The sequence below is a fragment of the Streptococcus suis genome (assembly GCF_046032515.1).
Lineage (GTDB): Bacteria > Bacillota > Bacilli > Lactobacillales > Streptococcaceae > Streptococcus > Streptococcus suis_AL.
This window is the reverse complement of the sequence record NZ_JARQPJ010000011.1, coordinates 1-21,727: the sequence shown is the minus strand read 5'-3', so window position 1 is coordinate 21,727 and position 21,727 is coordinate 1. Positions and strand designations below refer to the sequence as shown.

The 21,727-nt window shown below is 39.5% G+C and carries 22 protein-coding genes; 4 read left to right on the top strand and 18 right to left on the bottom strand.

The genetic code is table 11. From position 1 onward, the window contains the following. Positions 1 to 58: 58 nt before the first annotated feature. A complete protein-coding gene (locus P7J49_RS06220) occupies positions 59 to 724 on the top strand; it encodes a SatD family protein (protein ID WP_408570014.1) in 666 nt (221 codons plus the stop codon). A gap of 35 nt (positions 725 to 759) precedes the next feature. On the opposite strand, the gene P7J49_RS06215 is transcribed toward P7J49_RS06220, so the two are convergent. Further along, the gene (locus tag P7J49_RS06215) at positions 760 to 1,194 is read right to left on the bottom strand and encodes a GNAT family N-acetyltransferase (RefSeq protein WP_172004933.1); all 435 of its coding nucleotides are present in this window, start codon (positions 1,192 to 1,194) and stop codon (positions 760 to 762) included. Between the two features lie 146 nt (positions 1,195 to 1,340). On the opposite strand from P7J49_RS06215, the gene xerS reads away from it, so the two are divergent. After that, complete coding sequence (xerS, locus tag P7J49_RS06210) at positions 1,341 to 2,411, top strand: tyrosine recombinase XerS (protein ID WP_408570013.1); 1,071 nt, start codon at positions 1,341 to 1,343, stop codon at positions 2,409 to 2,411. A gap of 62 nt (positions 2,412 to 2,473) precedes the next feature. Here the strand turns inward: xerS and P7J49_RS06205 are convergent, their stop codons facing one another. The 16 genes from P7J49_RS06205 to trmFO form a co-directional block, all read right to left on the bottom strand. Next, positions 2,474 to 3,982, bottom strand: coding sequence for a phosphomannomutase/phosphoglucomutase (locus P7J49_RS06205; RefSeq protein ID WP_408570011.1), 1,509 nt, complete (start codon positions 3,980 to 3,982; stop codon positions 2,474 to 2,476). 76 nt (positions 3,983 to 4,058) lie between these two features. Beyond that, positions 4,059 to 5,000 (bottom strand): ATP-binding protein, encoded by a 942-nt coding sequence (locus P7J49_RS06200; protein ID WP_172046791.1) that lies wholly within the window; start codon positions 4,998 to 5,000, stop codon positions 4,059 to 4,061. Beyond that, positions 4,997 to 5,662 (bottom strand): DNA-binding response regulator, encoded by a 666-nt coding sequence (locus P7J49_RS06195; protein ID WP_024380671.1) that lies wholly within the window; start codon positions 5,660 to 5,662, stop codon positions 4,997 to 4,999. Before P7J49_RS06195 ends, P7J49_RS06200 begins: the two co-directional genes overlap by 4 nt. A gap of 41 nt (positions 5,663 to 5,703) precedes the next feature. Further along, entirely contained in the window at positions 5,704 to 5,970 is a 267-nt protein-coding gene (locus P7J49_RS06190; RefSeq protein ID WP_408570009.1) for a type II toxin-antitoxin system RelE family toxin, read from the bottom strand. Continuing rightward, positions 5,960 to 6,199, bottom strand: a complete 240-nt coding sequence (gene relB / locus P7J49_RS06185; protein ID WP_024376606.1) for a type II toxin-antitoxin system RelB family antitoxin — start codon at positions 6,197 to 6,199, stop codon at positions 5,960 to 5,962. The genes P7J49_RS06190 and relB overlap by 11 nt, the downstream gene beginning before the upstream one ends. A 91-nt stretch (positions 6,200 to 6,290) precedes the next feature. Next, complete coding sequence (locus tag P7J49_RS06180; protein ID WP_408570008.1) at positions 6,291 to 8,261, bottom strand: FtsX-like permease family protein; 1,971 nt, start codon at positions 8,259 to 8,261, stop codon at positions 6,291 to 6,293. Further along, a complete protein-coding gene (locus tag P7J49_RS06175) occupies positions 8,262 to 9,014 on the bottom strand; it encodes an ABC transporter ATP-binding protein (RefSeq protein ID WP_032510491.1) in 753 nt (250 codons plus the stop codon). It abuts the gene before it with no gap. 135 nt (positions 9,015 to 9,149) lie between these two features. Beyond that, positions 9,150 to 9,884, bottom strand: coding sequence for an ABC transporter permease (locus P7J49_RS06170; RefSeq protein WP_408570006.1), 735 nt, complete (start codon positions 9,882 to 9,884; stop codon positions 9,150 to 9,152). A gap of 1 nt (position 9,885) precedes the next feature. Further along, positions 9,886 to 10,632, bottom strand: coding sequence for an ABC transporter permease (locus P7J49_RS06165; RefSeq protein ID WP_099777994.1), 747 nt, complete (start codon positions 10,630 to 10,632; stop codon positions 9,886 to 9,888). 1 nt (position 10,633) lies between these two features. Next, positions 10,634 to 11,536, bottom strand: a complete 903-nt coding sequence (locus P7J49_RS06160) for an ABC transporter ATP-binding protein (protein ID WP_408570074.1) — start codon at positions 11,534 to 11,536, stop codon at positions 10,634 to 10,636. A gap of 19 nt (positions 11,537 to 11,555) precedes the next feature. Then, positions 11,556 to 11,939, bottom strand: a complete 384-nt coding sequence (locus P7J49_RS06155) for a NisI/SpaI family lantibiotic immunity lipoprotein (RefSeq protein ID WP_408570004.1) — start codon at positions 11,937 to 11,939, stop codon at positions 11,556 to 11,558. A 12-nt stretch (positions 11,940 to 11,951) separates the two neighbouring features. After that, entirely contained in the window at positions 11,952 to 12,092 is a 141-nt protein-coding gene (locus P7J49_RS06150; RefSeq protein WP_222289737.1) for a hypothetical protein, read from the bottom strand. 139 nt (positions 12,093 to 12,231) lie between these two features. Next, complete coding sequence (locus tag P7J49_RS06145; RefSeq protein ID WP_408570002.1) at positions 12,232 to 13,398, bottom strand: acetyl-CoA carboxylase biotin carboxylase subunit family protein; 1,167 nt, start codon at positions 13,396 to 13,398, stop codon at positions 12,232 to 12,234. 17 nt (positions 13,399 to 13,415) lie between these two features. Then, positions 13,416 to 14,162, bottom strand: a complete 747-nt coding sequence (locus tag P7J49_RS06140; protein ID WP_029187266.1) for an esterase family protein — start codon at positions 14,160 to 14,162, stop codon at positions 13,416 to 13,418. A 30-nt stretch (positions 14,163 to 14,192) separates the two neighbouring features. Further along, the gene (locus tag P7J49_RS06135; protein ID WP_408570001.1) at positions 14,193 to 15,020 is read right to left on the bottom strand and encodes an alpha/beta hydrolase; all 828 of its coding nucleotides are present in this window, start codon (positions 15,018 to 15,020) and stop codon (positions 14,193 to 14,195) included. A 183-nt stretch (positions 15,021 to 15,203) separates the two neighbouring features. After that, a complete protein-coding gene (gene trmFO, locus P7J49_RS06130) occupies positions 15,204 to 16,538 on the bottom strand; it encodes a methylenetetrahydrofolate--tRNA-(uracil(54)-C(5))-methyltransferase (FADH(2)-oxidizing) TrmFO (protein ID WP_408569999.1) in 1,335 nt (444 codons plus the stop codon). Between the two features lie 884 nt (positions 16,539 to 17,422). On the opposite strand from trmFO, the gene P7J49_RS06125 reads away from it, so the two are divergent. Together P7J49_RS06125 and P7J49_RS06120 are read left to right on the top strand one after the other, a co-directional pair. Beyond that, positions 17,423 to 17,809: a UPF0236 family transposase-like protein gene (locus P7J49_RS06125; protein ID WP_408569997.1), complete on the top strand. Its 387-nt coding sequence runs from the start codon at positions 17,423 to 17,425 to the stop codon at positions 17,807 to 17,809. 313 nt (positions 17,810 to 18,122) lie between these two features. Beyond that, on the top strand, positions 18,123 to 20,357 hold the full coding sequence (locus tag P7J49_RS06120) for a hypothetical protein (RefSeq protein ID WP_408569995.1): 2,235 nt from the start codon (positions 18,123 to 18,125) through the stop codon (positions 20,355 to 20,357). Here the strand turns inward: P7J49_RS06120 and P7J49_RS06115 are convergent. Next, the gene (locus P7J49_RS06115) at positions 20,343 to 21,605 is read right to left on the bottom strand and encodes an aminotransferase class I/II-fold pyridoxal phosphate-dependent enzyme (protein ID WP_408569993.1); all 1,263 of its coding nucleotides are present in this window, start codon (positions 21,603 to 21,605) and stop codon (positions 20,343 to 20,345) included. The genes P7J49_RS06120 and P7J49_RS06115 overlap by 15 nt on opposite strands. Between the last annotated feature and the right edge of the window lie 122 nt (positions 21,606 to 21,727).

Here is a 21,727-nt window from a genome sequence, read left to right as displayed (position 1 = left end):
GGAAAATGTTTATAATGTCCGTTATAATGGAAATACAATAGAAACGAGAGGATAAGTTATGAATTATATCGCAATAATAGGAGATATTGTCAATTCAAAACAAACTTCCAACCGCTCTAGTATTCAAGAAAGGCTAAAACAGCAGCTAAATAGAGTCAATCATTCCTTCGCTCAGGACTTCGCATCGCCATTTACCATTACAAAAGGAGATGAATTTCAAGCCTTATGCAAGCCTAACCCTTATATTTTTTTAATAATTGACCAAATCCAACTAGCCTTTCGTGATGAGGTGGAGATTAGATTTGGAATTGGTATGGGTGAGATTCTGACAGCTATCGATCCCAAGATAAGTATTGGAGCAGATGGTCCAGCTTATTGGGAAGCGCAGAAGGCTCTAAAGTTCATTAAAGATAAGGATGATTATGGTAGTAGCTTAGTTGCTTTTTCCTCTGAATACAAGCAAATCGATCGTGTTATCAATCCTTTGCTTACTTCAAGTGATTTTATCAAAGCTACCTGGAATAGTTCGCAGACGGATTTATTTGAATTCTTAATCAGCAATAAAATTTATCAAGAAGAATTTAAACAAAAACCAATTGCTGAGAAAATGAAACTGAGCCAAAGCGCCTTTACCAAACGCTTAAAATCGAGTGGAATAAAACTTTATTTCCGCAATCGAAAAACAGCTATGGATTTAATCCTGCAGCTCAGTCAAAAAAGTTAATTATGTTTACATAATTTATATTGTGTAAATTATTTTCAGAATTCTAATCGCAATATAATTTCATCTTCATCATATTCGCCCGTTTCAACAAAGCCAAGCGATTGGTACAAGGCTTTGGCTGGGGTGTTTTGGGATAAAATGCAGAGCTGAACAGCTGAAAATTTTCTTTCTGAGCGGAATTTTTCCATTAACTGTGTCATAGCCTGACGACCCAAACCTTGTTGCTGGAAGTTGGCATCAATGAAGAATTCAGAGATGAGATAGGCTTGTCGTTCAGGAAAATCATGATATAAAATCAAGCCAACAGGACAATCTTGCTGATAAATCAAATAAGCCTGACTATCAAATATTCGATAAGCAAAGGCACGTGCCAAGGTCGTTACCTTATCGGCGACAAACTCCGCTTGGTCAGGAGAAACAGATAACGGAACTCGCCAATTGTCAGGACTGACAGGAACAAAATCTAGCATAAAACATCCTTTCGTATTTGTTTGTATTATATTATATTTGATTTTATTTGAAATACCCACCTACATCTTTCCGAAAAACTATAATTTTCTTGAAACTTATATGTGGTTATGCTATACTACTCATATAGAAAAATCAGGAGAAAATGATGAGACGTGAGTTATTATTGGAAAAAATTGATCAGCTGAAGGAAATTATGCCTTGGTATGTTCTGGAATATTATCAGTCAAAATTGTCTGTGCCTTACAGTTTTACCACCTTATATGAATACTTGAAAGAATATCGTCGTTTTTTTGAATGGTTGCAGGATTCAGATTTGGTATCTGTGGAACGGATTGCTGACATTCCGTTGGATATTCTGGAACATTTGACCAAAAAAGATATGGAAGCTTTCATTCTTTATCTGCGGGAGCGTCCCCTGCTGAACGCCAATACCACGCAGAATGGTGTGTCGCAGACCACTATTAACCGCACTCTGTCGGCACTTTCTAGTCTCTTCAAGTATTTAACCGAAGAAGTGGAAAATGAGCAGGGCGAGCCCTACTTCTACCGCAATGTCATGAAGAAGGTGTCCACCAAGAAGAAGAAGGAAACCTTGGCAGCTCGGGCGGAGAATATCAAGCAGAAGCTCTTTTTGGGCGATGAAACGATGGAGTTTTTGGACTATGTGGACAAGGAATACCAGGTCAATCTCTCCAAACGTGCCCTCTCCTCCTTCCAAAAAAACAAGGAACGAGACTTGGCGATTTTGGCACTTCTATTGGCATCTGGTGTTCGTCTGTCTGAGGCGGTCAATCTGGACCTCCGTGATGTCAACCTCAAGATGATGATTATTGAGGTAACGCGTAAAGGTGGCAAGCGGGACTCGGTCAATGTGGCAGGATTTGCTAAGCCTTACCTAGAAGCCTACATGGGCATTCGCCAGCAACGCTACAAGGCTGAGAAAACGGACACGGCCTTTTTCCTGTCTGAGTACCGTGGTCTGCCTAACCGCATCGACGCTTCTTCCATTGAGAAAATGGTGGCTAAGTATTCTGCGGACTTCAAGATACGCGTAACCCCCCACAAACTCCGTCATACCTTGGCAACTCGCCTCTACGACGCCACCAAGTCGCAAGTTCTGGTCAGTCACCAGCTTGGTCACGCCAATACCCAGGTCACTGACCTCTATACCCATATCGTCAATGATGAGCAAAAAAATGCTCTGGATAAATTATGATTTTACGTAATATAAATTATGTAAAACAACACGAGTAAGTTTGAGCTTACTCGTGTTTTCAATTATAGCAATTCTTTCAACTTTTCCTGATTGACAGCTGGGTACTGGTCCAAAAAGGCTGAGAGTGTTCGTAAAACGGCAGGAATATAGCCAGTCTGGTCATTCTCCACCTGCAAGACCAAGAGTGGCTCGTGGAGGCTCATACGGAGCAAGAACCAGCCGTCACCATAAGGCTCGGTCAGGTCAAACCGCACTCCTTCTTCGTTTTCTGGGTTAAAAGCAAAGCCTTCGAGGCTGGTTTGGCGGAGGTCAGCAATCACCTGTTCACCAAGTGCTCGATAATCTGCCGCTTCTAGTTTGAACCGCACTTCTTGGGTTTCCAAGGGTTGCTTGAGCTGGGAAATCAAGTCGTCCAAGGACTTACCTTCCGCTTGCAGTTTTGGTAAGAGCATGAGAATCTTAGCCGCCACATAGGTTCCGTCATCAAGGAAGTAATTTTCCTTAAAGGCAGCGTGTCCAGAGGTTTCGATAGCCAACTGGCAATCAACTCCCTCTTGATTGGCTAAAATAGCACGGTTTATGACATTACGGTAGCCTGAAATATAGCGAATTTGTTTGCCTCCCAGGCTTTCTATAAAGACCTTAAGGTGTTCAGTCGTTGGGGAATTGGTCACAACGCTGGTTCCTGGATGTTCAGCTAGGACAATCTGGCTGAGAACGGCAATCAGGTTGTTACGATTGAGAATTTGACCTGACTTGGTAACCAGGGCGGCACGGTCAACGTCGGTATCAAAGATAATACCAAGATCTGCACCTTGCTTCAAGACAGCCTGGCGAATGCTTTCCATAGCTTCCTTGTTATCTGGGTTTGGAACATGGTTTGGGAAGGTGCCGTCTGGGTCTAGGAATTGTGAGCCTGTGGTATCTGCTCCTAGCTCTGCCAACACTTTCTCAGCAAAAAATCCGCCTGCTCCGTTTCCAGCATCGACGATGATATTAAGACCAGTCAGTGGTTTTTCTTGTCCACCACAGGCGGTACGAATTTTACCAACCAAGTCTCGGGCATATGGCGTAATCAAGTCTGCTTTGGTCACACTTCCAAGGGAAGAAACTGGTAAGTCTTCACCATGTGAGAGGATGAAGTCGATATCTTCATGTTCTGCTCCGCCATTTTCCGAAAAAATCTTAATGCCGTTAAAGTAATAAGGCAGGTGGCTGGCAGTGATCATGACACCGGCGTGGCACTTGAACTGCGGGTACTGGGTGCTCATGAAGAGGGCTGGCGTGGTGGCCATGCCGAAGTCAATCAACTGAATGCCCAAACGCACTGCTTCTTCTGTGAAGGCGGCGACCAAGTCTGGACCACTGAGGCGGCTATCTCGGCCGATACCAATCTTGAGTTGTCCTACTTGATAGGCTTGAGCAAGTTCAGGCTTCTGGGTCAGCCAATGAATTAGTCCGCGAACCACTTCCTTGATGGCCTGTGGTGTGAGATTGACAGCATATTCGTCTGTAGCGATAGCAATTCCACGAATATCTGATCCATTTTGCAAGACGTGATGATGGGACATAGTAACCTCCTAATTTATCTAGTAGGTTCAGTATATCACAAAATCAAAACGCTTTCAAAAGAAAAAAGTACAGCTTCTACTGTACTTTAGTGATGCTTACAGTTGTCCCAATTTCCAGTTGACTTTCCACGGAAATAGCTAGTTCCAACTGATTCAAGACCCGCTTGGTCAGATACAAGCCAAATCCTGTCGCTTTTTGGTGTTCACGGCCATTAAAACCTGTAAAACCTTCGTCAAACAGGCGTGGAATGTCTTCTGCCAGAATCCCAATTCCCGTATCGGAAATGGAAATTCCATTATTCAGTTCAATGGCTACCTTACCACCAGTCTTATTGTACTTGAGGGCGTTGTCGATTATCTGTGATAGGGCAAAACTAAGCCACTTTCTGTCGGTTTTCAGTAGCCAATTTCCATCAATGGTCACTGAAATGTCTTTTTGTAAGAACTGATTGCGGTATTTTTTGACCAAATCGACCACCACTTCTCTTACTTCCACCTGCTCAAATCGAAAATCACTGGCATGGTTGGTCAACTTGAGGTAGTTGAGGAGATTGGCCATGTAATTATCCAAGCGCAAGAGCTGATGATCGACATCCTGCTGGTTGAGATTGTCAGTCTGGCTCATCAAAGACAGGGCAGCCAGAGGCACTTTCATCTGGTGGGACCACATTTTGACCATAGCTTGCAGGTCTTCTTCTCGTGACTTATAGACCAAAAGCTGCTCCCGCGTCGCCTCCTTCTCCGCTTCAATCAAGTTGAGATAGGCCAAGTCTACAGGCTTATTAAGCAGGGGCAGAGCTTCTTCATGGACATAGTCTTCCAAGGCCCTCATGCGGTTGCGAAACTTCCAGAACAGGCCTACTGTCAGTAGGATGATAAGGGTTAGGGACAATAGCAGAGCGTTTTGCAGGAATTCGGTGGGCAGTTGATAGAGAAAGAAGAGCAAGATAAAACTAGTAGCCAGAACAATGTAGGAGAAGTAAAAACTCCGGTATTCACGGATAAATTTTGCTATCATTTGACCAAGTACCCCACGCCACGAACGGTATGAATACGTTCAAAACCGACCTCGCTCACCTTCTTACGCAGCCTAGTCATGTTGACATTGAGCGTATTCTGGTCAATAAATTCTTCATTTTCCCAGAGTTTTTCCAAGAGTTCATCCTTGCTGACAATCTCCCCTTGTCTTTCTAGTAAGGCGGACAAAATCTTGGTTTCCGTAGGAGACAATTGAACCTGTTCCGATTCGTTTGAAAATCGCCCGTCTAAACTAAGCTGGAATTGGTCGATAGACAAATCGGTTGATTTGCTGAATTGATTAACCCGACGCAGGAAGGCTCCGATTTTGGCATCCAAAATCCCTAGTGAAAAAGGCTTGGACACAAAATCATCCCCGCCCATGTTCATGGCCATGACCGCATTCATCTCATCATCGCTAGAGGAAATAAAAATAATCGGCATGGTCATGGTTTTACGGATTTCTGTCGTCCAGTAAAAACCGTTGTAATAGGGCAGGCTGATGTCCATCAACACCAAGTCTGGTTTAATTTCCGCCACTTCCTGACTGACAGCTCGGAAATTCTGCACACTTTCCACTTGATAAGATTTGCCCAGGTGTTGCTTCAAGAGCTGGACAATCATCTCATCATCTTCAACAATATAAATCTTTTCTTTTTTCATCTTCTTCATTCTGTAAAAGCCAGGACACAGGTCTTGGCTTTCTATTTATATATTTCTTTCCGATGCCCGACTTCAAGGGCTGTTACGATCAATTTATCATTCTCAATGCTGACGATGACCCTGTAATTACCGATACGGTACCGCCATTGACCAGAACGATTGGCAGTCAAGGCTTTTCCGTATTGTCTGGGGTTGACACACCCGTCAATATGCTTATAAAGATACCGCAAAATCAAACTCGCGGCAGTTTTATCCAACTTTCGAATTTGCTTTTGAGCCTTAGCGGACAAAATAACCTTATAACTCAATGCCCAACTCCTCAGCCATTTGTTCTAATGTTATCGGCTCAATTCCATTCGCCAAGTCAGCTTGGTATTCTGCCCAAGCAATATCTGCCACACGCGCATCGTACTCGTCTTCAAGGGCTTCAAGTGTTTTGGTCCGAATGAGTTCTGACAAACTCACACCTTCAAACTTTGCCATAGCCTGCATAAAGAGTTTGTCCTGCTCAGAAACTTTCAATGTAATAGCTGCCATTTTCTCACCTCTTCTAGTGTTCCTTTGGTATTACCATTGTAACACCATTTCCTAAAAAAAGCAAGAAATCTCGCACAAGGCGAGACTTCTGCTACCGTTCAATAATGCGGTAATAGGTGCGACTGGTCCACTTGTAAATGACAAAGTAAATCAAGGCAACTGCAAGCAAAGTAATTCCGCTGACGGTATAAATCATTAGTGATGAGGTAACACCAAAACTCAGTAGCATTTGCTTGAGCATGACTAGGGCTATGACAAAGTGTAGGGTCGCCATGACCAAAGGCATAAAGAAGACCGTAAGTGTTTGGGAGTTAATGGTCTTTTTGACCGCTGCTGCACTCATGCCCACTTCTTGTAGAATCTTGTAGGATTTCTTGTCTTCATGCCCTTCCGAGTACTGTTTATAGTAGATAATCAAGGCTGCACCCAGTAGGAAACTAATTCCCAGCAAGAAACCAGTGAAGAGGAAACCGCCTGTAAAGCCCATCAGTAAATTGTTGAAATCCGTACGTTGCATAACATTTCCAAGATATTCTCCATTTTCATCGAGAATTTCATATATTTCACCAGATTGCTCTCCAAGAGAGAGTACCTCTTCAACTGTCAAATCGGTAAAGACACGGTAGTCCAGGCTGACTTGATAGCCTTGCGGATTATTGGACTCATAATACTTACGAACAGCATCCAACACAGTGTCATCACTGACTACCATAACGGCGGCATTTAGCGTATTGATGATGTCTGGGAAAATAGCCTGGTCAAGATTGGCTACATTCTCAAAGGTTTGCTCGCCCAAAACAAGCTTCTTCAGCGATGGCTTTTCGCTCGGACGCATAAAGACCACTTGATTGGCAGCAAGCTCTGGCAGGTCATTACCCAATTTCCTGAAATCATCTTGGGTGATGAAGTAGGTAAAGGCCATTTTGCTAAAATCTGGATTGGAAATGGTTTCCGGGCTAATGACAATCTCTTCGCCACCATCATAGACCAGACCAGCTTGGTAGGTCAGATAGGATAGACTGTCATTTGCTTTTTCTGGAAAATGGCTGAGCACCGATTGCTGATAGGCAGCTTCACCTTGACTTCTATCCGAAACAGGATAGGTAATGGATGTTTCCTTTGGATAAAGTCCACTGGTCATATTTGCCATACCTGTATAAAGGGAAGTCGTTGTCGCAATGGTCACAAAGGCCATGACTGCAAGCAGTGTAATATTGGCCAAACCCGTTGCGTGCTGCTTCATCCGGAAAATCATCTGCGAAGTCGTAATGAAATGCTCTGGCGTATAGAAATACCGCTTGTTTTTCCGACGAGCCTTCAAATACCAAGTCATAAAACTGATGTAGAACAGATAGGTCCCCGCAATGACAAAGAGCACAGCAATAAAGAACCGATAGATAACATCTAGACCTACTGCTTTAGATGAAAGCGATAGGTAGTATCCAACACCCAGTCCCACTACACCAAGGGCAGCCAGAAGGACATTGCCTTTTGGCTCCCTCTCTCCTTTCTCACTAGCTCGGAACAAAATCAGCGGACTGGTCTTGCCAATGGTCCGAATAGCCAGCAATTCCAAGAGAAAGAAGATACCAGCAAAGAGAAAGGCGGTGAGGACAAAGGCCAAAGGGGCTATTCCAAAATGCAAATCACTATAATGTGTTATATTGACAAAAATCAAGTAGAGAACATTTGCAAATACACCAGCTAAAACAGAACCAAGAACCACAACTAGCAAGAAAATCATCATCAATTCGAGACTGGCTATCAAGGCTACTTTTTTCTTGTTCATCCCCAGCATGTTATAGAGACCAAATTCCCTTGCCCGTTGTTTCATCAGGAAATTAAAACTATAAATCTCCATAATGACCGAGAAAATGGTCAGAACAACAACACCAAGACCTATAGAAATGGCACCTGAGCCCATGGTCTTCATAACTGGACTGAGCATGAGCAAAAACATAGAACAAATCAAAGTGAATAGCACCAGACTGGCTAAAACGAAGGGAGCAAAAACACCCATGGATTTTCGGATATTTTGTCCAGCAAGTTTGAGGTAAAACATCTACTCACCTCCTAAAAGTGCAGACATGTTGAGCGAAATCTCCTTGGCAAAGTCTTGATTGCTCTTGCCTGCCTTGTACAATTGATGGAAAATGCGACCATCTTTGATAAAGAGTACCCGTTTGGCATGGCTGGCTGCGTTGGCCGAGTGGGTCACCATAAGAATGGTCTGACCGTCCAGATTGATCTCCTCAAACAAGTTCAGCAAGTCTTCTGAATTGCGATAGTCAAGGGCAGCCGTCGGTTCATCCGCTAGGACAATCTGCGGCTGGGTAATCAAACTACGCGCAATAGCCACGCGCTGCTTCTGTCCACCAGATAGCTCAAAAGGACGTTTTTTCAACAAATCTTGAATCCGCAGTTTTGGCGCCAGAACTTTCAAGCCTTTCTCCATTTCTTGATGGCTAGCGCGTGCCAATACCAGAGGTAAAAAGATATTGTCTTGGATGGACAGGGTATCCAAGAGATTAAAATCTTGGAAAACAAAACCTAGGTTACGCAAACGAAAATCCGCCAGCTTGCTTTCCTTGATTTTGGTGATGTCTTGATTGTTTAAGATAACAGAGCCCCTCGTTGGTTTGTCCAAGGTTGCTAGAATGTTGAGCAAAGTCGTCTTACCTGAACCACTTTCACCCATGATGGCGATAAACTCGCCCTCTTCTACCTTAAAATCCACATCTTGCAAGGCACGCGTTTCCTCCTTTGAAAAACGTGTGCGATAAACTTTTTCTAAATGATTGATTTCTAATAACATATAAACTCCTAATTGTTTTCTTTGGCAAAATTAACTTGATTTAGTATAGCTAATTTTCTTTGGTACTAAATCCCATGAAATTGAGTTTCTAATTATCAGCTTTATAAAAGAAATACATGAAATTGTAAAAGGTTTTTATTTACTATTTTCCAAATTCTTGATAGTTAACTGATAAAAAATAAAACTAAACACAATATTCACTGTAATAAATAAGATAAATTCTAAAAATGTCATATCTTGCAATGCCCTACTCCGTAATCCAATCATCGGTTGAGAGTAAGGGAAAAATTTCGTAAAACTTTCATTGATAAAAATTAATACAAAATTAAGCATACTACCAATGGTAGCAACACCGACTCCCTTACTGAAATTTCGAGTTTTTACAGTGATATAGGATTGGAGTGTAATAATTGGAAAGGAAGACAAAAGCGATAAAGCAATCCATTTAACATGTGTGGTTAAACTAAGATCAAATGAAATACCACCAATTTTTGCTACAACAATAAAAATCAGCAGCAATAAGAGTTGAATTGGAAGAATAAGAAGAAAACTGCTCATTAATTTTCCTAAATATAATTTCCTCATAGAAACTTGATTAGCCTTTAACATGTCAAGAGTTTTTCGTTCAAATTCAGGAACAAGTAATAGACCTGCAATAATGGCTAACATAGGAGGATAAAGCAAGGTACTGTTATAAAAGGTCAGTTGACCCCAGAGAACCAAAGATTGAGTCCCTTCAACTAAAACCTCACGATTCGCAAAATAGACACCCAACCCAATAAAACTAGAAAAACTTAGAAAAGAAATTCCAATGACAAATAGTTGAATCTTTCTCGCTTTTTTCCACTCAGCAAAGAAATAATCATTCATCTTAATTCCCTCTCTTTCTTAAGATTAAACTTGATAAAAGGTAAAGTACTAAGCAGTAAATGACATAATATACGAATTTTCCAAGTAACTGATTATCTAAACTATAAGTGAATGCTCCATCACCAAGGAATTGATATTTATATGGTGCAAGACTTCCTGAACCCGTGATTGGATTAAGTAAACTAGTAAAGCTGTAACTTTTTGGGTTTAAGATAATTCCTAGAAAACCACCTAAAAGCCCCAGAGCTAGCAGAATCCCTTGCTTTTCAAGAATCATGGCCAAGGTCAGATAAAGACAAATCAATGAAAATATTGCAAGTATCTGCCCAATAAACTGAATACTAATAATCTGTAAAGAAATAGAAATTCCTGCCTGTGTTCCGAAAAGATATATTATTAAGATTTCGATAGCAGACATAATACTAAAGGAAAATATCATAAATAAAAATTTATCACGAAAAATAGCTGTTAGGCTTTGACCGTTAGCTATCTGAAGTTTAAAGGTTTGCCCTTCACGTTCATTCCCTACAATTCGACTAGCAAACACACAAACTGCAATTGGAAGCATAAGTAGATTGACATTTTGATTACTAAACAGGGTTCCGGTCATTCTTAACTCTGGATGTGAAGACAGAGCAGACATAAAGGTTGCAATATTCCAAAGTGTTGCAACCAACATCAAAACAGTGACAATTGAAATAGATTTCGTCCGTCTACTCTTTAACCATTCAATGTAGATACCTTTCATCTTACACCTCCTTTGTTAGTTGCAAGAAAATGTCCTCTAGTGTTTCGCTTTCTCTGACCACTCGGAAAATACGATAGCCATTTCCTGTTAGATAGCTAACAAGATCTGCCAACTTGCTGTTTTCCATATTACTTAGCCTAACATGACTAGTAGATGCACCTAAAACCTCTACTGTTCCAAGTTCAACTAAGGTCTGAACAATGTTAGTTTGTGAAAAATCACCGCCAATTTCAATCCAGGTGTTAGATTTTATAGCTTCAATCTCTCCCTCATAAACTAGACGACCATGATTGATAATACCTACTCGATCTGCAATGTGTTCAATTTCTGGAAGAATATGACTGGAAATAAAGACTGTCAGCCCCTTTTCTTTGGCTAACTTGACAATCAATTCACGAATTTCATGGATACCTGCTGGATCAAGACCATTAGTAGGCTCGTCTAATAATAAGATTTTAGGCTTTTTTACTAGCGCAAACGCTAAAGCTAGACGTTGTTTCATGCCAAGAGAATAAGCCTTAACTAATTTTTTTCGATTTTTTTCATCAGCTAATCCAACGAGTTCTAATGTTGGCCAAATATCATCCTTATCAAATCCTACCATTTTCTGAAATACTAAAAGGTTCTCATAACCTGTCAAATTAGGATAGTAGGAAGGTTCTTCAATCATAGAACCAATTTGGCTGAGGTAGGTTTTGTCTTTTTCGATATCTTGTCCATTAACCAAGATTTTTCCTGAAGTAGGAGAAACTAAAGACAAAATCATTTTCATCGTAGTTGTCTTACCTGCACCATTTGGTCCAAGAAAGCCGTAGATTTCTCCTTCTCGTACAGTAATCTTTTCAATATCTACGGTAGTAATATCTTTGTAAACTTTTTCTAAATGATTGATTTCTAATAGCATAATAATGATACCTAATTTCTTATTCATTGTCTAAATCAACTTGGTCAAGAACTTCTTGATAGTTGATACGGTCTGATTCAGCAATATTATCCTCTAAATCTATCTTATAATAACCATCCTGGACACCGATGGCCCATTCCTTGCTGGAGGTTATATAGAGATTATTCAAGGACACTGTTTTTTTCACTGAACCCTCTTCTTTGACAACAGGCCATTCCATAAACTTGGCTTCTGTTCCTCGAATATTATCTTCGGCAACTGCTACTTTGCTAACGGCATAGTCTTTTCCCTTGTAATGGAAAGTTTGATAACCCTCATCAAAGCTAAGACCTGCTGAAGAGGAAGAACAAGCGGTTAGCATTATACTGCCCAAAGCCAGCAAGCCAAATACTTTCTTTTTCATAGTTTCCTCCCTCTAGTATGCCATAAATCGCATACTTTGCAAATTATGGGATAATTCCTCTAAAAATTCTGCTTGTTCCATGAGTTCAGCCTTTTCTTTTTCTGAGAATACCTTTTCTTCGATTCTCTTTGCTTGTAAAAATTTGAATGACATATGATTTCCTTCTTTCTGTTTCTTATGAGTCTATTATAGAAAATAGTGCACCTGTATTCTCTTACAGTTCTGACTAAGAAACTTACAAGATTGTAAGGAAAGAAAAAAAGACACCATTTCTGGCATCTTTCAATCTAGTCTATTTTGTCTCCCCGATAAAGGCAATCATATCGTCTAATTCTTCCTTGCTTTCCGTCACAAGGAGATAGGCATCATTCCCTTGTAGCTCTGCAAAGGCATCTGGCATGCGTTTGACGGTCTTAATCTTGCCAGCAAATTTCTGATGAATGTCATCTGCTGAATGAACATATTCGGTCGTATCTCGGCGAGTTGCTACCAAGCAGTATTGAGGCTCAAATCGACGTTCCTCAACTGTTCCACCTGTCACTACATTGGCATAATCACGGAAAAGGTCGATAGAATGCGCGTAGTTGTAGGCTTCTACAGTGAAGCCACCTGCCATACGGTTATTGTACTCAATCGCAATATAATCCTTACCATCTTTGAAAAATTCAATGTGGAAGAAACGCTCTTTCATACCGAAGGCTTTGATAATCGCGCGACCATATTTTACTAATTTTGGATCTAGTTCTTTCTCGATGTAGTAAGCATTATCTTTTCTAGATAACATTAGCTCCAGCGGAGTATGAACATAGGTTAGGCCTGTTTCAAAGACCACGTTACCCTGGCTATCAACCAATCCATCATAGGTTGTGATAATGCTAGAATTGACAAATTTCTCAAAGAAATAAGCTGTTTGACCATCCCAGGCTTCTTTAAAGGCTTCTAGGTCAGCTTTCTTTGTGAGTTTAAAGGTACCGGATGCACCAACGCCGTTGTCAGGCTTGGCAATCATTGGGAAACCAATTGTTTTCACGGCCTTTTCAATGTCTTTCTCCGATTTGACAACCATACCTGGAACCACAGGAACCCCTGCTTTGGAGAAATATTTCTTCATTTCAGACTTGAATTTTGTCTTTTTAAGATGACTTGGCTTTGCTCCAAAAATATTAAATTGTTCACGGAGAGCCGCATCATTTTCAAGCCAATGCTCATTGTGGGATTCTACACGGTCAATAGGGCCGTGCTTGTAAATTAAGAAAGCAGCTGCACGCTTGACCTCGTCAATATTTTCCAAATCATTGACACGGAAATATTCTGTAAGAGCATTACGAAGTTCTTCAGGCAATTGATCGTACGGTTCTTGTCCGATACCTAGAACCGTAACGCCTTCTTTTTTAGCCAATTCAATGGTGAATGGTTGAAAATTTTCTGGATAAAAAGGTGAAATAACGAGATAATTCATAGGTAGTCCTTTCTAGCTTAAAGTCCGATAGAATGAAGGAAGAATGGCATTTGCTTTCTCCACCACACCCAGTCGTGGGCCACATCTGTTCCCCATGTATCAAACCATGCTGGGATATTTTTTTCTTCAAATGCACGTTTAAGGTTGAAGAATGAATCCAATCCATCCTGTTCCCAATCGCCCAAACCTGTGCAGACGATAATGTCAGCTTGACGATATTTGTCAATAAACCAGCCGTCGTTTTGGTTCCAGATGTAGTCAGATGGTGAGTTTTGATAAACAGCATCGTCATTGCCATAGTCTTGATTGTTGTTGAAGAAACGAGCATCATAGACACCTGAAAGGGCGATGACTTTTGTGAAAACATCCGGATGTTGGAGGAAGAAGTTTAAGGCATGGTAGGCCCCCATTGAGCAACCAGTCGTCATCATGCCATCGAACCAACCAGTTTTATGTTTGATAAATGGAATCGCTTCTTCAATCACATAGCGCTCATAAGCGCGGTGAGCCTCAGCCTTATCATGAATGGATTTCCAGTCTGCCAACCAGCTTTCACTATCGTAACTCGTTAAGGTGAAAAATTGAACATGACCTGCCTCGATAGATCCACGGCAGGCTTCAATCATACCAAAATCAGCATATTCATTGTACGAACCACCTGATGAGGCAAAGACAACAACAGGAATCCCAGCGTGACCATAACGATTTAGATTCATTTCTCGGCCAAGATTTCCAGACCAATGACTTAAAAATTCAACGTGCATAGTAAAGCCTCCTATTTAAATATTTTTGTTTTATGACCAATGTTCGCTTAGGAATCGTAGGCAAGCTGGCAAATAAATCGCCCAAGCCTCTTCATTATGAACCGCACCTGAAACGACTTCCAAGGCGATATTGTCCAATCCTACTCCACCAGCAATCAATTGGCGATAGTAAGTCAGTGAAGAGTTGATATAGGCCTGTTTGATATTACCTGCCATGAGCGTTTTATCTGTATCATCCGCTTCTTCAGTTCCAACATAGATGTAGACCCGTTGGTCCTTGTCTAAGTTTTGACGTTCAATATAGCGGTCAAATGCTTCTTGATGAAGCCAATTGGCTGATGAAAAGACACCCAGACAGCCAATCTGGTCTTGATAAGCCAATCCCATAAATTGTGTGATATTACCACCTAAAGATGAACCAATCATAGCTGTGTGGGACTTATCAGACTTAGTACGGTATTCTTGATCGATAAAGGGCTTCACCACATCCATGACAAATTCGGCATATAAGGTTCCCTTGCCACCAAACTGAATGCCTGGAATCCCCATTTCACTAAACTTCCAAGCAGCATATTCATGCATCCGTTCAGCACCATCATTGTCAATAGCTACAATAATCATCTTTGCAATATCTGGATTTCGCTTAACAGTTGGAATGACCTTCCATGAATGACCTGAAAAAGCTTCCTTACTGTAGAGTACATTCTGCCCATCGTGGAAATAGACAACGGGATAGGTCTCTTCTGTATTTTCAGCATATCCTTTCGGCAATAAAACACGGACACGGCGTTTCCGACCAGTGAATGGAACATCTAATTCATGGGTTTTCATATCCAAATAAAAATAGGACTTGTTCATATACATCTCTTTCTAAACAGTGTTTTTAGTATTATACCATATATTTTCTGAAATATTCAGAAAATTTAGTTATTTCAGGTCATTTTTCGGACTTTCCGAACAAACTAGTTTTTTGTTTGAGTATTTTTTGATTTTAACATAAGAAAAAGACACCCGAAGGTGTCTGACGATAGTCTAAATATCTTAGTAAACCAAAAACTCTTCCAAATCCTTGAGGGAACGCTCTGCTATTGCCTCATAACGCTCCTTCTTGTCACGGATACGCGGACCGTCCAGCTCCTTGATGATACCAAAGTTGACATTCATAGGCTGGAAATGCTTGCTTTCGGTGTGGGTGATGTAGAATGGCAGAGCTCCGATGGCTGTTGTTTGCGGGAAGATGACAGGCTCTTCGCCACGGAAACGGCGAACAGCGTTGATACCGGCCACTAAACCAGAGGCGGCAGACTCAACATAGCCTTCTACTCCTGTCATTTGACCTGCAAAGAAAAGATTTGGATTTTTCTTGGTCGCAAAGGTCTGTTCCAATAAGTTTGGCGAATCCATGTAGGAATTGCGGTGCATAACGCCGTAGCGGACAAACTCCGCATTTTCAAGCCCTGGAATCATCTGGAAGACCCGCTTCTGCTCGCCCCACTTAAGGTGAGTCTGGAAGCCAACAATATTGTAAAGGCTACCTGCTGCGTTATCCTGACGGAGCTGGACAACTGCGTAAGGTGTCTTGTATTCGCCATCACGTGGCCCCTTGTAATCTTCTGGATATTCCAGACCAACTGGCTTCATCGGACCATATAACATGGTTTTGATACCACGTTTAGCCATGACTTCAATCGGCATACAGCCTTCAAAGTATTTTTCTTTTTCAAAGGAATTGAGCGGTGCTTCCTCGGCTGAAATCAAGGCCTCATAGAAAGCGGTAAACTGTTCCTTGTTCATGGGTGCATTGAGATAGGCAGCCTCTCCCTTGTCGTAACGGGACTTAAGATAAACCAAGTCCATGTTAATGGTCGAGCTGTCGACAATCGGTGCTGCCGCATCGTAGAAGTAAAAACCGTCACCACCATTAAGCGCGTGAATCTTCTCCGCCAAGGCATCAGATGTCAATGGTCCTGTCGCGATAACTGTAATAGCATCGTCAGGAATCTCTGTAATCTCGCCACGAATGACCTCAATCAGTGGGTGGTTGTGAATCTCATCTGTGACTGCTTGTGAGAAATTCTCACGGTCCATGGCCATGGCACCCCCAGCAGGCACACGGTGGGCCTCTCCGGCACGCATGATAATGGAATCTAAACGACGCATTTCTTCCTTGAGAAGGCCGACAGCGTTGGTCAAACTATCACCACGGAAAGAGTTGGAACAAACCAACTCCGCAAACTTGTCGGTCTTGTGCTGGGGCGTTGGTTTGACACCACGCATCTCGTAGAGTTTGACAGGAATGCCACGCTTGGCAATCTGATAAGCAGCTTCTGAGCCAGCCAAGCCAGCTCCAATAACGTTAATGTGGGTTTGAGACATGAAACTAATACCTCTAGTCAGAATATCTGACTACTGTTTGGGAATGACCCTAAACAGAACCTTTCTAAATTTTATACCTATCTAGTATATTCTGTTATTGTTGTTTTATCAAGTTCTAGTTTGAAAAAAACCGTAAAATCAACATTCTAGCCTTTTTGCAATACCGCTCTACACCGTTCTAAAACGGTCTTTGGGTAGTAAAATTCACAAAAAGGGTAGTAAATTTTTATTCGACAGGCAAGATAAGTTTATAAAATTCAGACCATAAAAATATGTTTTTTTATTTTTGTTTTTTAGGGGTTTGCACATATATTTACAGAAATTTGACACCTTCAAAAATTTCAAAAAGGGAAAATTGTGCACGGAAGAGGGTGGCGTTGTCGAACTCCGAACAAACCTACCCCCGATGAAAAAAGTTGGTGGTATTTGCGAATTTTATCACTCTCCCGCTCCCTTTATCGTTTGCCAGCGTTGTTTTAGGTTTACGACGAAATTGACAGAATAACATAAAAATCAGCTCAAACGCTTGCTATTATGCGTTTTATTGCCTCAACTAGAAGAATTATCTACCATTTAAGCCAAAAATAAACTTATCAAAAAAAATCAGATAAGTTTGACGCTTGTTTTTTGGGGCACCTCTAAAAACTTCAAGTAGTTGTTAAGTAAGCCCTATTTGTAAGCATTATTTCCAGTAAGCTTCGCTTTCGAAACTTACTTTTTGCTTATTTTCCTATTTTTGGGCGCACTAAGCCCACGATGGCAATCCTAGTCGTTTGATTTGCTCAAAACAACAGATATTATGTGACTTTTAGCCCCTCTCACACCACCGTGCGTGCCGTTCGGCACACGGCGGTTCTGGCTACGAAGCTCACAAGTTCGAAGACATGCTTGGACGACACAAGAGCTTTAACTATTGCCTTGATTCCTACCACGTTATGAAGTATATTACTGGAAAATTAGGCTTTGATAAAAGCTTGTTACAAGCGGTGCGGAAGTGTGTAAAAGCCCATGACTGTGAGCAACTGGTCTTGATTTTAGACACGGCAGAATCCGTTTTGGAAGATGAGAAACAACTTGAAAAGCTATTGGCAGTCAAGTCTTATTTGATGAGCCATTGGGAAGCCATCAAGCCCCTAAAACTACGGGATTTGGGCGTTAGTGATGGTGTAGGAACCTGTGAAAGTGGGCATCGGTTTTACAGTTACCGCATCAAGAAACAAGGTCGAAACTGGAAAAAACGAGGCGTGAGTCATCTAGTTGGCGCATACTGATTGCAACCTTATCACTAAAGACTTGATGTGGGCTAGAACTACGATATAAAGCCTCAAAAGTTCCATTCTTCTGTGCTGTCATGATGCCAAGTACTAAAAAAACTACCGCACGAGCCTCATGGGGTGCCTCAAGCAAGCATTGCTTTGAACGGTGCTACCAGCACTCCGATTGGTCAACTCAAGAAATGGATATAGGACTTTGAAAACTTTCCGAGAGAAACTTGACACAAACTTTTATCACACAAAAAATATGAATAACTACAAATTATGGTATACTAGTGATAATAAATAGTTATCGATAGGAGAAAGCAAATTGATTAAATATTTAGAGGAGTTGTTAGAAAAATATCCTAATTTTTATCAAATTTTCACTCCATTAATATTATCGGTTGTTCTGTTCATATCCAAGATTCCACAAGGGTGTTTACAAAAATATAAAAAACGCCGGAAAATTTTTCAGAAAAAGCAATACTTACAAGATCGTGCTTATTTAAAACGGGAATTGGAGATCCAAGAAATTCTTCAGGGACTCATCAAAGAACAGGACCTAACTATTGTATATGGTGCTCTAGGGCGTGGTAAGACAATTATACTTAAAAAGTTACATGATAGAGTCCTTGATAAAAAAGAAAAATCCCTTAAATTTTCGTTGTATATCGATTTAGAAAAGAAAAATTTAATTGATGAATTAGAGAAAATTACTGAAATAAAGATAGTAAGTCCACTTGATTTTTATAATTGGCTTGATAGTCTCCTTGGTCGTAAAAAATGTCTGATTATCCTAGATAATATTGCTCCGACACAATACGCCAATATAATCAATTTTTTCCTTGATAATTATCACGTTCAATATAAGATTATTATGGGACTAAATTATATTAACCCTAAGGAATCTTCTCAAATAGAAATAAAGAATTTTGATGCGAAACAAGTTGCTGAACTAGCAAAGCTACGTAGATTAGATATTGATGAAGACAATCTTTCAAGAGTGTTTACCTTGACTCAAGGTATTCCTGTCTATGTAGACTATCTTTTCAAAACGAATCGCCGCCCACTTAACTATGAACTCGTGGAGGTTATAACATCTCAATTAGCCATTTGCACTACTGAGGAGAAAGACCTCTTGCAGTCAATCGCTTTGAATAAAATTCTATATCATGACTTTACCGAAGAACTATTCTCCACTTTTGATATTGGTCTAATAATGTCTTTGTCATCAAAAGGGTTGATTCAATTTGAAGAAATCACAAAGAATATTGAATTAAATTCACTCATTGCTGAACAGTATCTCTCGCATTTAAAGAATGAATACGTGTACGTAAAATTACTAGAGTATTATAAAATACATAGTCAGGAAAATTTTTTAGAATTATCACTACGACTGCCTATCGCAATAAAAAATGATTACTCAACTTTTAGCCAAATATTAAAACAATTGTACAATGATGAAAAATATCAATATCTACTATATTTGGGTGAGATAATTTTACAAAATGGACCTCAAGTTTTTTTTGATTTTGAGAAAGTCATTGATGTTTTTTTTGACTGTTTTATTTCTTCTCTATTAAAAATAGGAGATTACAACTACGCGAAAGATATTATTGATAAAATAAATGATTGCGACGTGTTTGATAGCAACCTAATCTATAGAAATGTCCGAACCGAAGCGATATCTTATAAGATAAATTTCTGTGATCTCTTACATTTAACGAATTTATTCCAAGATGCTATTGAAAATTTAGAATTATTATTGGCAACCAGTACCTTATCCTCTGAACAACAAGAACGTTGTAATTATTTAATCTTGCATTGTAAGAGGCACATTGGTGAGGATTTAAGCCAAATATCTAAGAACTTTCGTAAACTTTCCAACAATAGTCAAGAAATTTATTATCGAATTCGTTCGCTATACTCAGCCTTTTCAATTGATATGTTTCAAGGAAAAAAACACCTGAAAGAAAAATTTGCAGAGTTGGAAAATAAAATAGATAGTTTACAGCCAGGTAACGAGATAGTATTGTTCGCTCAGCGTCATTATATTATTTTTTATCGTAAATGTTGCAATGACTTAGAAAAAGCAGAAAAACTCTTAATAAAAAATATTAAGAGTTTAGAAAATAGTAAATTAAGAATTTTATATGATTATTATTTTGAAGCTGGGGAATTATATCGTGAGAAATTCTATTTCCAATCTTCTAAAAAGAATTATAAAGCGAGTTATGATTTCTATGATAAAGCTATTGCATTTTCAAAAAATGTTGGAGATACTAATTTATATCACAACGCCATGATTGGAAGGATATTATTGCAGGAGCAACATGCTAGAGTTACACAAGAAGATTTGAATTTTATTCATCGAGCTATTCAAAGAGAGCCTTTACTGAATAAAGTGCAATTCCAATTAGCTTATTATTACCTAACACATGACTATGATATGCTCGATAAACTCTCTAAGCATGCTAGGTTGTTAGAGTATTATGATACTTCTAATATTGCTCAAAAATTATCGAAAAAACAGTCTTGTTTTATACCTTTAACTGTCATGTAAACTTTGTTTAAATTGGTTAACTTGTGCTTCTGAAAAAGTATAGTTCAGAGTTCGTTTTGCTTTTAAAAAGTTATCAACATGCTTAGTGATTTCATCGCTAGGCATGTTATTTTTTATTTTCGTCAGTATCGTGGCTATAGTATCAATAACATCGATTTCCCAATTATAGCGTGCGATTTCTTGTAAACCAATCCTAATCCCAAAATCATTATAGATTTTCTTTTCTCGCTTTGTTACAGATATACCATAGCGGCAACATGCTTCAAAAAAGGCATCTAATTTAATTTGATTAGGAAAAGAGAGCCAAATCTGGTGAGTTTCAGAATACCGTTCATCACCTACTAAAATAAATCCGTTCCTTATTAACTTTTTAGAAAGATCTTTGACCATTTGCCGAATATTTTGAGAATAGGCGTTGCCAAATTTTTCAAATTCAATCAAAGTTGTTATCAGACTGAGAATGTGATGAAAATGGGTGTTTCTTAAGAAGTCAGGATTGATTGCTTCATATTTTTGGAGTAACAATGGATTATTTGTCAATATAAGACCACATGTCACCCCTGGAAGAGTTTTATGAGCAGCACCAAACATAATGAAATTATCATCGCTTTTATTAAAATATTCAAAGGGATTTTTATTCTCTTTACCAGCAATCAAACCTAAGGTTTGAGTTGCGTCATACAATAGTATACAGTCTTTAGGTAAATCAATCTTTTCTAATTGAGGTTGAAAGAGTATGTCAGAGAGACAAATCAAAATTCCTTTTACATTTTCTTTTGTCAGCGCTTTGTTTAATTGATCATAATCAATATCCAACTTATTGTAGTCATAAGGAATATATTTTGTCTTTATCCCTAATCGCCGACATATTTTCTTTATTGAGGTGTGTCCTCCATATTCATCACTTGAAATGTACACAGTATCCCCTATTTCAAACAATGACATCAATAATGAGGTAACAGCGTTAATCCCAGATAATGTACGTGCATCAGCATATTTTGCACCATATAATTCAAGGCATAGTTGATTTAATAAGATATTAAATTCAAAAAGTTTATCGCTTCCTAAAAAATTATTTTCGTAATAGTTCGAACTTGCTCCTAAAAGATATTTTTCTTGTAGTGGTGAAGAAAGCATAATTTTAGAAAAAGGTGATACAACATTCTCAGCAGCACACAGAGGAAGTTGATGCTGGTATTTAAATACTGCTTCATTATATAATTGTTCAAATTTATGTAATGTATTCATAACTTTCTCCTACCGATAACTATTTATTATCACTATACAAAGCACCAAAATCAGTCTATAATAGCGTCATTATCGTTAAAGGAGACTATCATGGATTATACTATTATTTCTAACTACTTGGA

Excerpts from the sequence above, each read along its gene's own strand:
- P7J49_RS06195 (WP_024380671.1), bottom strand. The coding sequence starts at position 5,662 with ATGAAAAAAGAAAAGATTTATATTGTTGAAGATGATGAGATGATTGTC.
- P7J49_RS06220 (WP_408570014.1), top strand. The coding sequence starts at position 59 with ATGAATTATATCGCAATAATAGGAGATATTGTCAATTCAAAACAAACT.
- xerS (WP_408570013.1), top strand. The coding sequence starts at position 1,341 with ATGAGACGTGAGTTATTATTGGAAAAAATTGATCAGCTGAAGGAAATT.
- P7J49_RS06140 (WP_029187266.1), bottom strand. The coding sequence starts at position 14,162 with ATGCACGTTGAATTTTTAAGTCATTGGTCTGGAAATCTTGGCCGAGAA.
- P7J49_RS06165 (WP_099777994.1), bottom strand. The coding sequence starts at position 10,632 with ATGAAAGGTATCTACATTGAATGGTTAAAGAGTAGACGGACGAAATCT.
- P7J49_RS06135 (WP_408570001.1), bottom strand. The coding sequence starts at position 15,020 with ATGAACAAGTCCTATTTTTATTTGGATATGAAAACCCATGAATTAGAT.
- P7J49_RS06155 (WP_408570004.1), bottom strand. The coding sequence starts at position 11,939 with ATGAAAAAGAAAGTATTTGGCTTGCTGGCTTTGGGCAGTATAATGCTA.
- P7J49_RS06180 (WP_408570008.1), bottom strand. The coding sequence starts at position 8,261 with ATGTTTTACCTCAAACTTGCTGGACAAAATATCCGAAAATCCATGGGT.
- P7J49_RS06175 (WP_032510491.1), bottom strand. The coding sequence starts at position 9,014 with ATGTTATTAGAAATCAATCATTTAGAAAAAGTTTATCGCACACGTTTT.
- P7J49_RS06160 (WP_408570074.1), bottom strand. The coding sequence starts at position 11,536 with ATGCTATTAGAAATCAATCATTTAGAAAAAGTTTACAAAGATATTACT.
- P7J49_RS06150 (WP_222289737.1), bottom strand. The coding sequence starts at position 12,092 with ATGTCATTCAAATTTTTACAAGCAAAGAGAATCGAAGAAAAGGTATTC.
- P7J49_RS06205 (WP_408570011.1), bottom strand. The coding sequence starts at position 3,982 with ATGTCCCATCATCACGTCTTGCAAAATGGATCAGATATTCGTGGAATT.
- P7J49_RS06170 (WP_408570006.1), bottom strand. The coding sequence starts at position 9,884 with ATGAATGATTATTTCTTTGCTGAGTGGAAAAAAGCGAGAAAGATTCAA.
- relB (WP_024376606.1), bottom strand. The coding sequence starts at position 6,199 with ATGGCAGCTATTACATTGAAAGTTTCTGAGCAGGACAAACTCTTTATG.
- trmFO (WP_408569999.1), bottom strand. The coding sequence starts at position 16,538 with ATGTCTCAAACCCACATTAACGTTATTGGAGCTGGCTTGGCTGGCTCA.
- P7J49_RS06145 (WP_408570002.1), bottom strand. The coding sequence starts at position 13,398 with ATGAATTATCTCGTTATTTCACCTTTTTATCCAGAAAATTTTCAACCA.
- P7J49_RS06125 (WP_408569997.1), top strand. The coding sequence starts at position 17,423 with ATGCTTGGACGACACAAGAGCTTTAACTATTGCCTTGATTCCTACCAC.
- P7J49_RS06215 (WP_172004933.1), bottom strand. The coding sequence starts at position 1,194 with ATGCTAGATTTTGTTCCTGTCAGTCCTGACAATTGGCGAGTTCCGTTA.
- P7J49_RS06200 (WP_172046791.1), bottom strand. The coding sequence starts at position 5,000 with ATGATAGCAAAATTTATCCGTGAATACCGGAGTTTTTACTTCTCCTAC.
- P7J49_RS06115 (WP_408569993.1), bottom strand. The coding sequence starts at position 21,605 with ATGAATACATTACATAAATTTGAACAATTATATAATGAAGCAGTATTT.